At 69.8% G+C, this 12,502-nt stretch carries 11 protein-coding genes and 1 tRNA gene; 5 read left to right on the forward strand and 7 right to left on the reverse strand.

The window, feature by feature from the left end; genetic code table 11:
* On the forward strand, nucleotides 1-701 hold a 701-nt coding region (locus SREC43747_RS0113220), incomplete at its 5' end, for an AMP-binding protein (protein WP_029721748.1).
* A gap of 12 nt (nucleotides 702-713) precedes the next feature.
* Here the strand turns inward: SREC43747_RS0113220 and pth are convergent.
* Nucleotides 714-1,289, reverse strand: coding sequence for an aminoacyl-tRNA hydrolase (gene pth, locus SREC43747_RS0113225; protein WP_029721749.1), 576 nt, complete (start codon nucleotides 1,287-1,289; stop codon nucleotides 714-716).
* A gap of 82 nt (nucleotides 1,290-1,371) precedes the next feature.
* Nucleotides 1,372-1,986: a 50S ribosomal protein L25/general stress protein Ctc gene (locus SREC43747_RS0113230; protein WP_029721750.1), complete on the reverse strand. Its 615-nt coding sequence runs from the start codon at nucleotides 1,984-1,986 to the stop codon at nucleotides 1,372-1,374.
* 329 nt (nucleotides 1,987-2,315) lie between these two features.
* Between SREC43747_RS0113230 and SREC43747_RS0113235 the strand changes: the two genes are divergently transcribed.
* Nucleotides 2,316-3,611, forward strand: coding sequence for an Nramp family divalent metal transporter (locus SREC43747_RS0113235; RefSeq protein WP_029721751.1), 1,296 nt, complete (start codon nucleotides 2,316-2,318; stop codon nucleotides 3,609-3,611).
* Between the two features lie 88 nt (nucleotides 3,612-3,699).
* Nucleotides 3,700-4,305 (forward strand): malonic semialdehyde reductase, encoded by a 606-nt coding sequence (locus SREC43747_RS0113240; protein ID WP_029721752.1) that lies wholly within the window; start codon nucleotides 3,700-3,702, stop codon nucleotides 4,303-4,305.
* 102 nt (nucleotides 4,306-4,407) lie between these two features.
* Here SREC43747_RS0113240 and SREC43747_RS0113245 read toward each other — a convergent pair whose 3' ends face one another.
* The 4 genes from SREC43747_RS0113245 to SREC43747_RS0113260 all read right to left on the reverse strand — a co-directional run bounded on the left by SREC43747_RS0113245 (nucleotide 4,408) and on the right by SREC43747_RS0113260 (nucleotide 9,056).
* The gene (locus SREC43747_RS0113245) at nucleotides 4,408-5,388 is read right to left on the reverse strand and encodes a ribose-phosphate diphosphokinase (RefSeq protein ID WP_029721753.1); all 981 of its coding nucleotides are present in this window, start codon (nucleotides 5,386-5,388) and stop codon (nucleotides 4,408-4,410) included.
* A gap of 33 nt (nucleotides 5,389-5,421) precedes the next feature.
* On the reverse strand, nucleotides 5,422-6,828 hold the full coding sequence (gene glmU, locus SREC43747_RS0113250) for a bifunctional UDP-N-acetylglucosamine diphosphorylase/glucosamine-1-phosphate N-acetyltransferase GlmU (RefSeq protein ID WP_236623183.1): 1,407 nt from the start codon (nucleotides 6,826-6,828) through the stop codon (nucleotides 5,422-5,424).
* A gap of 344 nt (nucleotides 6,829-7,172) precedes the next feature.
* Entirely contained in the window at nucleotides 7,173-8,717 is a 1,545-nt protein-coding gene (locus SREC43747_RS0113255; protein WP_236623180.1) for a GGDEF domain-containing protein, read from the reverse strand.
* Between the two features lie 268 nt (nucleotides 8,718-8,985).
* Nucleotides 8,986-9,056: transfer RNA gene (locus SREC43747_RS0113260), tRNA-Gln, on the reverse strand.
* A gap of 407 nt (nucleotides 9,057-9,463) precedes the next feature.
* Between SREC43747_RS0113260 and SREC43747_RS0113265 the strand changes: the two genes are divergently transcribed.
* Together SREC43747_RS0113265 and SREC43747_RS0113270 are read left to right on the forward strand one after the other, a co-directional pair.
* Nucleotides 9,464-10,423, forward strand: coding sequence for an acyl-CoA desaturase (locus SREC43747_RS0113265; RefSeq protein WP_029721756.1), 960 nt, complete (start codon nucleotides 9,464-9,466; stop codon nucleotides 10,421-10,423).
* Nucleotides 10,424-10,564: 141 nt separating this feature from the next.
* Nucleotides 10,565-11,158 carry a TetR/AcrR family transcriptional regulator gene (locus tag SREC43747_RS0113270; protein ID WP_029721757.1) on the forward strand — a complete coding sequence of 198 codons (594 nt, stop codon included), beginning with the start codon at nucleotides 10,565-10,567 and terminating at the stop codon, nucleotides 11,156-11,158.
* Here the strand turns inward: SREC43747_RS0113270 and SREC43747_RS0113275 are convergent, their stop codons facing one another.
* Complete coding sequence (locus SREC43747_RS0113275; RefSeq protein WP_029721758.1) at nucleotides 11,159-12,349, reverse strand: PQQ-dependent sugar dehydrogenase; 1,191 nt, start codon at nucleotides 12,347-12,349, stop codon at nucleotides 11,159-11,161. It abuts the gene before it with no gap.
* Nucleotides 12,350-12,502 lie beyond the last annotated feature (153 nt).

Consider the following 12,502-nt stretch of genomic DNA (forward strand, 5'->3'; position numbering starts at 1 on the left):
GGATGGCCGAAGCCACCCTCGCGGTCTCCTTCTCCCCGCTCTACCAGGGCGTGCGCACCGACGTGGTGGACGCGGACGAGCTGGAGCAGCAGCGGCGGGCGGTCCCGGTGCCGGAGGGCACGCCCCGGGCCCGGAAGTTCGCGCTGCTCGGCCGACCGCTGGCGGGGATCGAAGTCGACGTGGTCGACGAAGCCGGCAATTCGCTGGGCGACCGGCAGGTGGGGGAACTGCGGATCCGCGGGGAAGCGGTGACCACCGGCTACCTGACGGTCAACGGCCCGGTTCCCGCCCAGGACAGCGCCGGCTGGTTGAACACCGGTGACGAGGGCTACCTGGTGGACGGCCAGGTGGTCATCTGCGGACGCCGCAAGGACGTCATCATCATGGGCGGCCGCAACATCTACCCGGTGGACATCGAACGGGCCGCGTGCTCGGTGCCCGGGGTGCGACCGGGCAACGCGGCGGCGGTGCGGTTGGACGCCGGCAGCCGCCGGGAGCGGTTCGCGGTGGTGCTGGAGTCGAAGCTGGCCGGCGACGAGGAAGCGGAGAAGGACCTGCGCAAGCAGGTCACCGCTCAGGTGGTGGACGCCGTCGGGGTGCGGCCGTCGGCAGTGCTGGTGCTGAAACCGGGGACGCTGCCGAAGACGCCGTCGGGCAAGCTGAAGCGTTCGGCCAGCGCCGCGCTGGTGCCCGCGGAGTGATCCGCCCGGCTCTCAGTGGAAGCGGTTCTGCGCTGCCGCCAGTCCTTCGGAGACCACAGCCCCGACCGCGTCGGCGCACCGGTCGATGAAGTAAGCCAGCTCCTTCTTCTCCACAGTGGAGAAATCGCGGAGCACGTAGTCGGCCGGGTCCATCCGGCCGGTCGGGCGGTCGATTCCGAAGCGCACTCGGAGGTAGTCGCGGGTGCCCAGCGACTTGCTGATCGAGCGGAGTCCGTTGTGGCCGTTCTCGCCCCCGCCGCGCTTCAACCGCACGGTGCCGAAGGGCAGGTCGAGCTCGTCGTGGATGACGATGACGGATTCGGCCGGCACCTTGAAGAACTTCACGGCACCGGCGACCGGTCCGCCGGAGAGGTTCATGTAGGAGAGGGGCTTGGCGAGCACCACCCGCTTGCCGTGGAGGCGGCCCTCCACGACCTCGGCCCCGCACTTGTGCGACTTGAACCTGCCACCGATGCGGTCGGCCAGTTCGTCGGCGACCAGGAATCCGATGTTGTGCCGGTTGCCGGCGTAGCGCGGACCGGGGTTGCCGAGCCCGGCGATGAGAACAGGCTCTGCTGGACTGCTCACGGCAAGAAGTCTCCTGGGTTGACCAACGCAGTGCGTTGCCCCGCCCGACCGGGCGGGGCAACGCGCGCCCGACGTACCGGAATCAGGACTCGCTGGACTCCTCGCCTTCCTCCTCGGCGGCTTCCTCGCCACCGGTCCCCTCGGCCATCTCAGCGGCGGCCTCGGTGATGTTGACGATCAGCGTCTCCGGGGCGCTCTCCAGCTCCACACCGGAGGGCAGCTCCAGGTCGGAGGCGTGGAACTGGGTGCCGGGCTCGGCGCCCTCGATGGACAGCTCCAGCTGCTCGGGGATGTTCATGGCCTCGGCCAGGACCTCGACCTCGACGAGCTCCTGGCTGACCAGGGTGCCCGGTCCGGCCTCGCCGGTGAGCACGACCGGAACGGAAACGGTGACCTTCTCACCGCGCTGCACCGTCACCAGGTCGACGTGCTCGATGTAGTTCTTGATCGGGTGGGTGGTGATGGTCTTGGGCAGCGCGAGCTCGCTGTCACCGCCGGCCACGTCCAGCGTCAGGACCGCGTTGTGGCCGTTGTCGCGGATGGCGCGGGCGAACTCGACCGCGGGCAGCGAGAGGTGCTTCGGCTCGGTGCCGTGGCCGTAGAGCACCGCGGGGATCTTGCCGGCGCGACGGGCGCGGCGCGCGGCGCCCTTGCCGAACTCGGTGCGCTGCTCGACGGAAATTCGTACCTCGGACACGGTGGTGTACTCCTCGTGGCGTCGGGCGAAATGTGATTAGTCGCTGGCCTGCGGCGGTGGGACGCGCGAAGCGGCGTGGCAACGACGTGGTGCCGGTGAGAAGGCACCCGTGGTGGGCTCAGACGGCCGGCAGCTCGCCGAACTCCTCGCCACCGCGTCGATCACGCCGGGCGGACGACCCGACCTCGCCGAGGCAACCTGGTCAGTTTAAACGGTGGGCCTTTCCCGGTAGGTGCGCGGGTGAGCCCGGTGCCGCGGCGGCACCGGCGCGTCACGGTTTGGTCGCGCGCTCTACTGAACTTCCGGTGAACCGGGTTACGTTTTGCGCCATGGCAGATGGGACCACGCACCGCGGAACCGGAGAGGTCGCCGACAGCAGCTGGAGATCCCGGCTGAAGCAGGTGGGGCCCGGCGTCATGGCCGCGGCCACCGGAGTCGGGGCCGGTGATCTGGTCGCCACCCTGGTGGCCGGTGCCCGCTACGGCTACCTGCTGTTCTGGGCCGTCGTGCTCGGCACCGTCTTCAAGCTGGTGCTCGGCGAAGCCGTCGGGCGCTGGCACCTGGCCGCTCGGCGCACCATGCTGTCGGGCTGGCGCACCCTCGGCATGTGGGCCACCACCTACTTCGGGGCCTACATCGTGATCTGGGGCTTCGTCTACGGCGCCACCGCGATGAGCGCGTCGGCGCTGCCGTTGAACGCGTTGTTCCCGGTGCTCCCGGTGAGCGGCTGGGCGGTGGTGTGCGGCCTGCTGGGGCTGGTCCTGGTGTGGTTCGGCCGCTACGCGGTGCTGGAGAAGATCATGACCGTGCTGGTCGGGGTCATGTTCGTGACCGTGGTCGGCACCGCGGTCCTCGTCGGGCCGAACCTGCTGGAGCTCGGCAACGGTCTGGTGCCGAGGCTGCCGGAGGGGTCGGTGGCCTACGTGCTCGGCCTGATGGGCGGCGTGGGCGGCACCATCACGATGGCCTCCTACGGCTACTGGACCTTCGCCAAGGGGTGGCGTTCGCCGCGTTGGCTTCCGTTCATGCGCACCGACAACGCGGTCGGCTACATCACCACCGGCATCTTCGTGGTGGCGATGATGGTGGTGGGCGCGGAGATGCTGCTCGGGCAGGACCTCACCGAGAGCGACGAGGGGCTGCTGTGGCTCAGCGACGCGCTGGCCGCCGACTACGGGCAGTGGGCCCGGATCCCGTTCCTGGTGGGCTTCTTCGCGGTGGCCTTCAGCTCGGTCATCGGGGTGTGGAACGGCGTCAGCCTGCTGTTCGCCGACTGGTGGCGGACCTGGCGGCTGCCCAAGGACGCTCCGGCGGAGACCTTCGACGACTACGACCACAAGGCCGGCATGCACAGCACGCCCTACCGGCTCTACCTGCTGTGGCTGACCTTCCCGCCGATGCTGCTGCTGTTCTTCGGCAAGCCGTTCCAGCTGACCATCGTCTACGGCGTGCTCGGGGCGCTGTTCATGCCGTTCTTGGCGGGCACGCTGCTGGTGCTGCTGAACTCCAAGTCGATGATGCCGGAGGAGCACCGCTCGCGGTGGTTGTCCAACGCCCTGTTGGGGCTGTGCCTGGTGCTGTTCGTCAGCATCGCGGTCAACGAGCTGGTCGGCTTCTTCCGGTGAAGCACCTCGCCACCCGATTAATTTCAAGGTTCAACAATACTGTTCGGTGGCACTCGAATTTCTCCGCAACCAGTCGAGGAGTCTTTGGATGACCACCACCGAGCAGCTGCTCGAGCTCAGCGAAGAGGCCCAGGACCTGCTGTTCCGGCAAGCCCGGACGGCCAACTCGTTCACCGACGAGCCGGTCGCCGACGAACAGGTGCAGGCCGTCTACGACGTGGTGAAGTACGGGCCGACCGCGATGAACTCGCAGCCGCTGCGGGTACTGCTGATCCGCTCCGAGCAGGCGCGCCAGCGCTTGGTCGCCCACATGGCCGAGGGCAACAAGGCCAAGACGCTGGCGGCCCCGCTGGTGGCGGTGCTGGCCGCGGACCTGCGGTTCCACGAGAACCTGCCGAAGGTCTTCCCGCACGCGCCGAAGGCCAAGGACGGCTTCGCCGACGAGGAGGTCCGCGCCCGGACCGCTCGGCTCAACGCCGCGCTGCAGATCGGGTACTTCATCCTGGGCGTGCGGGCCGCGGGCTTGGCCGCCGGGCCCATGACCGGTTTCGACGCCGACGGAATCAACGAGGAGTTCTTCCCGGAAGGTGACCGCCAGGTGCTGGTGGTGGTCAACATCGGCAAGCCCGGGGAGAACGCCTGGCAGGAGCGGCTGCCGCGGCTCTCCTACGACGAAGTCGTCACCACCCTCTGAGCGACCGCCGGTCGGGGATTTCCCGGTCAGCGCAGCGAAAAGCCCGCTGCACCACCGGAAAACCGTGGGGCAGCGGGCTTTTCCGCAGCAGCGGTGCGGTGCTCAGGCCTTGCCGTCGAACAGGCTGGTCACCGAGCCGTCCTCGAAGACCTCGTGGATCGCGCGGGCGACCAGCGGGGCGATGGACAGCACCGTCAGGTTGGAGAAGCGCTTCTCCTCCGGGATCGGCAGCGTGTTGGTGAGGATGACCTCCTTGGCGCCGCAGGAGGACAGCCGCTCCACCGCCGGGCCGGACAGCACCGCGTGCGTGGCGGCGATGATCACGTCCTTGGCGCCGGCCTCCAGCAGCTGCTCGGTCGCCTTGGTGATCGTGCCGCCGGTGTCGATCATGTCGTCCACCAGCACGCACAGCCGGCCTTCGACGTCACCCACCACGCGGTTGGCGACCACCTGGTTCGGCTTGTTGGGGTCGCGGGTCTTGTGGATGAACGCGAGCGGGGTGCCGCCGAGGTCGTCGGCCCAGCGCTCCGCCACCCGGACCCGGCCGGAGTCGGGGGAGACGACCGTGATCGCTTCCTCGGTGTAGGTGTCCCGGATGTAGCCGGCCAGCAGCTTCTGGGCCATCAGGTGGTCCACCGGGCCGTCGAAGAAGCCCTGGATCTGGTCGGTGTGCAGGTCGACGGTCATGATCCGGTCCGCACCGGCCGTCTTGAACAGGTCGGCGATCAGCCGAGCGGAGATCGGCTCACGGCCCTTGTGCTTCTTGTCCTGGCGCGCGTAGCCGTAGAACGGGACGACCACCGTGATGCGCTTGGCACTGGCCCGCTTCAGCGCGTCCACCATGATCAGCTGCTCCATGATGGCGTCGTTGAGCGGGTGGCAGTGGGACTGGATCACGAAAGCGTCGCAGCCGCGGACCGACTCGTCGTAGCGGACAAAGATCTCACCATTGGCGAACTTGTAGGCAGCCTGGGGCGTGACCGTTACGTCGAGCTGCTTGGCCACCTCCTCGGCGAGTTCCGGGTGACTGCTGCCGGAGAAGAGCTTCAAGCTCTTCTTCGGCGTCGCAGACATGGCACTCACGGTCATCGTCCCTCCCGTCGACGTCCTTGGGGCTCATTCCTCGGACTGGTGATTGCTTTCCTTGGCCAGGGCCCGCTGAGCGGCCTGGTCTGCGGCGGTGCCCGGGCGGCGCCTGGCCACCCAGCCCTCGACATTCCGTTGCCTCCCGCGGGCGACCGCCATCGCACCCGGGGGGACATCCTGGGTGATCACCGAACCGGCGGCGGTGTAGGCGCCGTCGCCGATCTCGACCGGGGCGACGAACATGTTGTCCGCGCCGGTCCTGGCGTGTGATCCGATCACGGTGTGGTGCTTCTCCACCCCGTCGTAGTTGACGAAGACGGTGGCTGCCCCGATGTTGGTGTGCTCGCCAATGGTGGCGTCGCCCACGTAGCTCAGGTGCGGGACCTTGGTGCCCTCGCCGATGTCGGCGTTCTTCGTCTCCACGAAGGTGCCGATCTTGCCGCTGCGGGCGAGGCGGGTTCCGGGGCGCAAGTAGGCGAACGGGCCGACCTTGGCGCCTTCGCCGATCTCGGCGCCTTCGCCGTGGGTGCGGATCACGGAAGCAGCGGAGCGGATCACGCAGTCGGTCAGCGTGGTGTCCGGGCCGATCTCGGCGCCGTCCTCGACCGTGGTGCGCCCCTTGAGCTGGACCCCGGGCTGCAGCAGCACGTCGCGGCCGAGGGTCACGTCGCAGTCCAGCCACACCGAGCTGGGGTCGACGACGGTGACCCCGGAGCGCATCCAGTGCTCCAGCAGCCGCCGGTTGAGCTCGGCGCCGACCCGGGCCAGCTGCACCCGGTCGTTGATGCCTTCGACGAGCCAGGGGTCGCCGCACACCAGGGCGCCCACCGGGCGGCCCGCGGCGCGGGCGATGCCGAGCACGTCGGTGAGGTAGAGCTCGCCCTGGGCGTTGTCGGTGGACAGCTGCTGCAGGGCGTCGGCGAGCACGGGCGCGTCGAACGCGTAGACGCCGGAGTTGATCTCGTTGATCCGGTCCTGCTCGGCGGTGGCGTCCTTCTGCTCGACGATGCCGGTGACCTGGCCGTCGGCGTTCCGGATGATGCGGCCGTAGCCGGTGGGGTCGTCGACGACCGCCGAGAGCACGGTGACGGCGTTGCCGGACCGGCGGTGCTCGGCCAGCAGCTCTTCCAGGGTTTCGCTGTCCAGCAGGGGGACGTCGCCGTAGGTCACCAGCACGGTGCCGGACAGCGGACCGAGTTCTTCCAGCGCGCACGAGACGGCGTGCCCGGTGCCGAGCTGCTTCTCCTGGACGGCGGTCCGGACGTCCCGGCCGAGCGCGCTGCTCAGCTCGGCCAGGTGTTCGGTGACCGCTTCCCGGCCGTGCCCGACCACGACCACCAGGTGATCGGGATCGATTCCGGCCGCGGCCCGGACGGCGTGTTCGACCAGCGGTCTGCCGGCTAGGCGGTGCAGGACTTTCGGAGTGTCCGAGCGCATCCGGGTTCCTTCGCCCGCAGCCAGCACCACCGTGCTCACCGGTTCCGGAGATGTGCCGTTGGACCCCTCGGCGCTGCGGGAGGAGGGCTGGGCGTTGTCGCCCTGGAGCATCAGCGCTCTCCCTTGATCTCTAGAAGATTGCTCGAGGACGCTGGCTGCTGCGGCCAACGGCCTCGGCCGGCCAGTTGGTGCGTCCAGGCGGGTGAAGAGTACCGGGGAGGCCAGCTCCGCTGAGCAGGGCCCCGGCGCCCTGTGCCCGGCGCAGTGCATGTTACCGCCGCCGGGGTGGGTCCGGCGGGGTTGCCCCGCCCGCTAGCTGCGACGATCTTCGTCTGGTTTGTCGGCTAAGGCGTGCCTTGCGCCCGGTGGGAAGCTCGCCGGCGGCCGGGCTGGGGCTCTTCCGGCGGGGGCGTTTCCCCGGTGAGCGTGGTGATCCGGTTGCCGCCGTTGCGCTTGGACTGGTACATGGCCGCGTCCGCGCGGGCCAGCACCTGCGCGGCGGATTCATTCGGTCGGGTGGCGATCACGCCTATCGAGAGGGTGACCCCGCGGGAGCGCTCGTGGGGCAGCTGCTGCACGGCTTCCAGCGCGCGCTGCAGGGCGTTCTCCGCGTCCGGGAGGGTGGCCCCCGGCAGCAGGACCACGAACTCGTCCCCGCCGTAGCGGGCGACGAAGTCGTCGGTGCGCAGGGCGTCCCGGAGGGTGTGGGCGATCACGCGCAGCACGTCGTCGCCCGCGGCGTGCGAGCACCGGTCGTTGACCTCTTTGAACCCGTCCAGATCGATCAAGGCGACGGACAGCAGGCCGGGGTCCTCCTGCTCCAGCAACCGCTCCAGCCGGTTGTCCAAGCCGCGTCGGTTGAACAGTCCGGTGAGGGGGTCCTGCAGCGCCTGCTGGGTGATCAGGTCGTGCTTGAGCCGCAGCCGGGCGTGCTCGAGCCGGGTGAGCAGGGTGGACCACCTGGTCTGCCGCATGGACCAGAGTTCGTTCTCCAGTTCGTGCGCGTAGTCCTGCAGCGCCTGGTCCGCCGGTCGGCCGGTCGACCCGGTCAGCTGGGCGTACTCGCGGACCAGGGAGATGCGCAGCGTGGGCTCGGAGGTGTCGGTGGCCAGCTGGCGGCGGGCGGCGGCCAACACCCGGATCGCCTCCTGCTCGCGCTCGGCTGCGGTCAAGCACCGGGAGAGGGCGATCGCGGTGACGATCCGCTCGCGCGGGTGGATCGTCCGCTCCAGGCTCAGCAGCGCCCGCAGCCGGTCGATGTGGTGGGGCTGCGGGTCGGCCAGGGCGTGCGCGGCGCCGAGCACCGGCATCTGCTCGGCCGCCGTCTGGTCGGCCAGGCGCGGGAACAGGGATTCCCGCCAAGGGCCTTCCACCGCCAGGGCGATGGCGGAGGCGGTGGCGAACCGGTCGCTGGCCACCTGGTGCCGGCCGATCCGTTCCAGGCGGAGCCCCCAGCCGAGCAGCATCCGGCAGCGGTTGATCATGTGGGCGGCGATCTCGTGCGGCCCGCCGCTCTCCCGGATGCGCTGGTGGGCGCGGGTCATGACTTCGTCGGCCATCTCGTAGACCCCGATCTGGGTCAGTACCAGGCCGATGTCGTTGAGCGCGGTGGCGAGCAGCCGTTCCCAGGCGCGGCGGCCGAGCGAGCTGTCCGGGACCAGCTCGTTGTCGAGCAGCGCCAGGCCGTCGGCGAGTTCGGTCAGGGCGGTGTCCTCGCTGCCGGCCAGCAGGGCGCGGCGGGCGCGCAGCGCGTGCGCGTCCGCCTGCAGGACCTGCAGGCCGTGCTTGTGGCAGTGCTCCAGCAGCTCGTCCAGCAGCGGGTCGGCGGTGTTGACGAGATCGGTGCAGGCCAGCCGCATCGCTGCGCAGTGGCGCAGCAGCTGCGCCACGATCCGCGGTTCGCCGCGTCGCTGGGCTTCTCGGAGGAGGTGGTCGGCTTCCCGGATGGTGCTGTGCTGGCCGGCGGCATCGCTGTGCTGGCTGACGGCGTTCAGTTCTCGTGCCCGGCCGATGAGCCACGCATCGGATACTTCGGTCAGTGCGGCCGCTTCTCCGCGCCCGGCAGTCGGCTCGTCGCGCAGCGGTGCACACCCCCTGTTCCCACCATTGCTCCTGGCTGGTTGGTGCTCACCGCAGCGGGTCCGGGAAGGACACTCGCTCCGCCGCCAGGATTCGAACCTGGACCATCGGAACCAAAATCCGAGGTGCTGCCTTTACACCACGGCGGATCGGGCAACGGGAACCCGGGTGCGGGTGCGTCGCTCCCGGTACCGGAGCTTACCGGTCCGGGGATGGCAGGCCGTGCTGCCCACGCAACATCGTGGCATGCCGCTGTCGCGTGGTTCCGACCGGGTTTGCGGTGACCGGGATTCCCGTGCGGCCAGCACGGTACGGCACCGCACGGTAGTGCTCGCCGACCAACCCCAGTGATCGCCCGAATGGGTGAATCTATGTCGTCTTTGGGCAGATTGGGTCGGGTTTGCCCGAGTTTTTGCCCACCCGAGGGGTGTTGATTCGGCCGAGAAAAACCTACGCTACCGTAAGTTACGGTTCCGTAGGTCGGAGGTGTTGCGGGCCGTGTCAACAGAACGAGTTTGGAATTCCCACCTCCCCAATCCCATTGAGGTAAGCAGTCATGACCGCAACCACTGAGCGAGCGGAACCGGAGAAGCAAACCGGTCCCAAACCGCTGACCGCGGGAACCCGGCCACTGGCCGCGCAGATCTCCGTGTACGTGTTCGTCCTGGTCCCGCTGATCGCCCTGGCCGCCGCGATCCCGTTCGCCTGGGGCTGGGGGCTCGGCTGGGTGGACATCGCCCTGGCCGCCGTGTTCTACGTCTTCACCGGCCTGGGGGTCACCGTCGGCTTCCACCGGCACTTCACCCACGGGTCCTTCAAGACCAACCGGTGGGTGCGCGCGGTGCTGGCCATCGCGGGGATGATGGCCGTGCAGGGTCCGGTGGTCAACTGGGTCGCCGACCACCGCAGGCACCACGCCTTCTCCGATCGGGAAGGCGACCCGCACTCGCCGTGGCGCTTCGGTTCCTCGCCGGCCGCCCTGGCCAAGGGCTTCTGGTACGCCCACATGGGCTGGCTGTTCGAACGCGACATCACCAACCACGAGCGGTTCGCCCCGGACCTGCTCAAAGACCGCCAGCTGAGCCGGCTCAACCGGCTGTTCTGGCTGTGGACCCTGCTCACCTTCGTGCTGCCCGCCGTCCTCGGTGGACTGCTGACCTGGTCGCTGTGGGGCGCGTTCACCGCGTTCTTCTGGGCCGGGCTGGTGCGGGTCTCGCTGCTGCACCACATCACCTGGTCGGTCAACTCGATCTGCCACATGATCGGTGAGCGCCCGTTCCGCAGCCGGGACAAGGCCGCCAACTTCTGGCCGCTGGCGATCGTGTCCTTCGGCGAGTCCTGGCACAACTCCCACCACGCCGATCCCACCTGCGCCCGGCACGGGGTGCTGCGCGGGCAGCTGGACATCTCCGCGCGCACGATCTGGCTGCTGGAGAAGCTCGGGTGGGCGTGGAAGGTGCGCTGGCCCAACGAGAAGCGGCTGGCCAGGATCGCCGTCACCGAAGCCGGGCACTAGCGCCGCCGTGCGGACGGCTGACGGGGTGGGTTGGCCGGCGGTGCCGACCCACGCCCTAGGCTAGCCAGAGTGGCACCACGGCGACGCGGGCGGAACGTGCCCGAAATGGACAGGCGCCAGGCTCGCGCTCCCCGAGTCCGGATGACCGGCGCGGAACGGCGGCAGCAGCTGCTGGACATCGCCCGGGCCCTCTTCGCGGAGAAGGGCTTCGACGGCACTTCCATCGAGGAGATCGCGCACCGGGCCGAGGTCTCCAAGCCCGTCGTCTACGAGCACTTCGGCGGCAAGGAGGGCATCTACGCGGTCGTGGTGGACAGGGAGATGCACTACCTGCTCGACCTGGTGGTCTCCGCGCTCTCCGACGGCCACCCGCGAGAACTGCTGGAGCAGGCGGCGGTGGCGCTCCTGGAGTACATCGACACCTGCACCGACGGCTTCCGGGTGCTGGTCCGGGACTCCCCGGTGGCCAGCACCACCGGCACCTTCTCCAGCCTGCTCAACGACATCGCCAGCCAGGTCGAGCACATCCTCGGGGTGCACTTCAAAGAACGCGGCTACGACGCCAAGCTGGCGCCGCTGTACAGCCAGGCGCTGGTGGGCATGGTGGCGCTCACCGGGCAGTGGTGGCTGGAGGTGCGCAAGCCGAAGAAGCAGGAGGTCGCCGCGCACCTGGTCAACCTCGCCTGGAACGGGCTCTCGAACCTGGAGCACAAGCCCCGTCTGGGAGCGGAGTGATCAGCGGGCGGTGACCCGCAGCACCTCGTCGTCGGTGCCGTTGGACGTGGTCACGTACAGGGCGCCGTCCGGCCCCTGCTGCGCCCCGCGCAGCCGGCCGTGCGTGCCGTCCAGCGCGGGCGGCACCTCCACCTCGAGCACCGACGGCCCCGGAGCGAGCCGGAACAGCAGCAGTTTGCTGCCCTTGAGCGCGGTGACCGCCAGCACCCCCGGTTCACCCCACTGGCCTCCGCGGAGGAAAGCGGCCGCGCACACCGCCTCGGTGTCCGTTCCGGAAGTCCACAGCGGCGGCACCGCGTCCGGGAACCGGCGCAGATCGGTCATCGGGACCGACTCGTCGTAGAACACCGGGTTCCGGCCGCCGCGGGACGGGTCCCAACCGTAGTTGCGCCCCGGTCGCAGCAGGTTGAGCTCGTCCTCGCTGTCCGGACCGTGCTCGGCGGCGAAGACCTGCCCGTCCGGGCCGATCGCGAGCCCTTGGACGTTGCGGTGCCCGTAGGTGAGCACCAACTGCTGCCGCGGATCCGGGTCGTCCCAGAACGGGTTGTCCGGCAGCGGCCGGCCGGTGTCCAGGTCGAGCCGCAGGACCTTGCCGCCCGGCGAGCGCAAGTCCTGGGCGGTGGTGGGGCGGGCCGTGTCCCCCGTGCTGACCAGCAGCGCACCGTCCGGGGCCACCGCCAGCCGACAGCCCGAGTGGCGGCCGCTGGGATTGATCGGCAGACCGGTCAGCAGCGGCTGCCCCACCCGCTCGGCCCGAGTGCCGTCCTCGGCCAGCCGCCAGGTGATCAACCGGATGTCCACGGCACGGCCGTCCTCCTGGTGGGTCTGGCAGGTGGTGAACTCGCGGTTGGCGTGGAAGTCGGGGTGCACCACCAGGCCCATCAGCCCGCCTTCACCGCGGGCCAGCACGTCGGAGAAGTCCGCTTGCACCGGCTGCGGTCGCAGGTCCGGTTGCCGGAGCAGCGCCAGCTCGCCGGGGCGCTGGGTGACCAGTGCCGAGCCGTCCGGCAGGAAACCGATCTCCCACGGGTGTTCGAGCCCGCTGGCCACCACTTCGACGTGCAGCTCGCCCGGTCCTCCGGCCTGCGGCGGCCCCGAGCCCGGAGCGGGTGCGGTGGGGGTCGGTGGCCCGCCGGTCGCGCAGCCGGCCAGCGCCAACAGCGCGGCCAGGGCGAAGCGGCGGGCGGCCATGCGACCAGTGTGACACCGCGCACCCGTGGTGCGCTGCTGCTGCGGCGGGCCTCAGGCGGGCGGAGGTGGCGGCCCGACCGCGGCGTAGGCTGGAAGGGTCGCCTCTGGCCCGGTGCCGGATCATTCCCCGGGCAGAGGTGTGTCTTGCGTTCG

This window comes from Saccharopolyspora rectivirgula DSM 43747 (assembly GCF_000497205.1).
GTDB classification, from domain to species: Bacteria; Actinomycetota; Actinomycetes; order Mycobacteriales; family Pseudonocardiaceae; genus Saccharopolyspora; species Saccharopolyspora rectivirgula.

Bases quoted from the DNA above. Each gene is read 5' to 3' on its own strand.
- SREC43747_RS0113235 (WP_029721751.1), top strand. From the start codon at position 2,316: ATGGCAGATGGGACCACGCACCGCGGAACCGGAGAGGTCGCCGACAGC.
- SREC43747_RS0113240 (WP_029721752.1), top strand. From the start codon at position 3,700: ATGACCACCACCGAGCAGCTGCTCGAGCTCAGCGAAGAGGCCCAGGAC.
- glmU (WP_236623183.1), bottom strand. From the start codon at position 6,828: ATGCGCTCGGACACTCCGAAAGTCCTGCACCGCCTAGCCGGCAGACCG.
- SREC43747_RS0113265 (WP_029721756.1), top strand. From the start codon at position 9,464: ATGACCGCAACCACTGAGCGAGCGGAACCGGAGAAGCAAACCGGTCCC.
- SREC43747_RS0113270 (WP_029721757.1), top strand. From the start codon at position 10,565: ATGACCGGCGCGGAACGGCGGCAGCAGCTGCTGGACATCGCCCGGGCC.
- SREC43747_RS0113275 (WP_029721758.1), bottom strand. From the start codon at position 12,349: ATGGCCGCCCGCCGCTTCGCCCTGGCCGCGCTGTTGGCGCTGGCCGGC.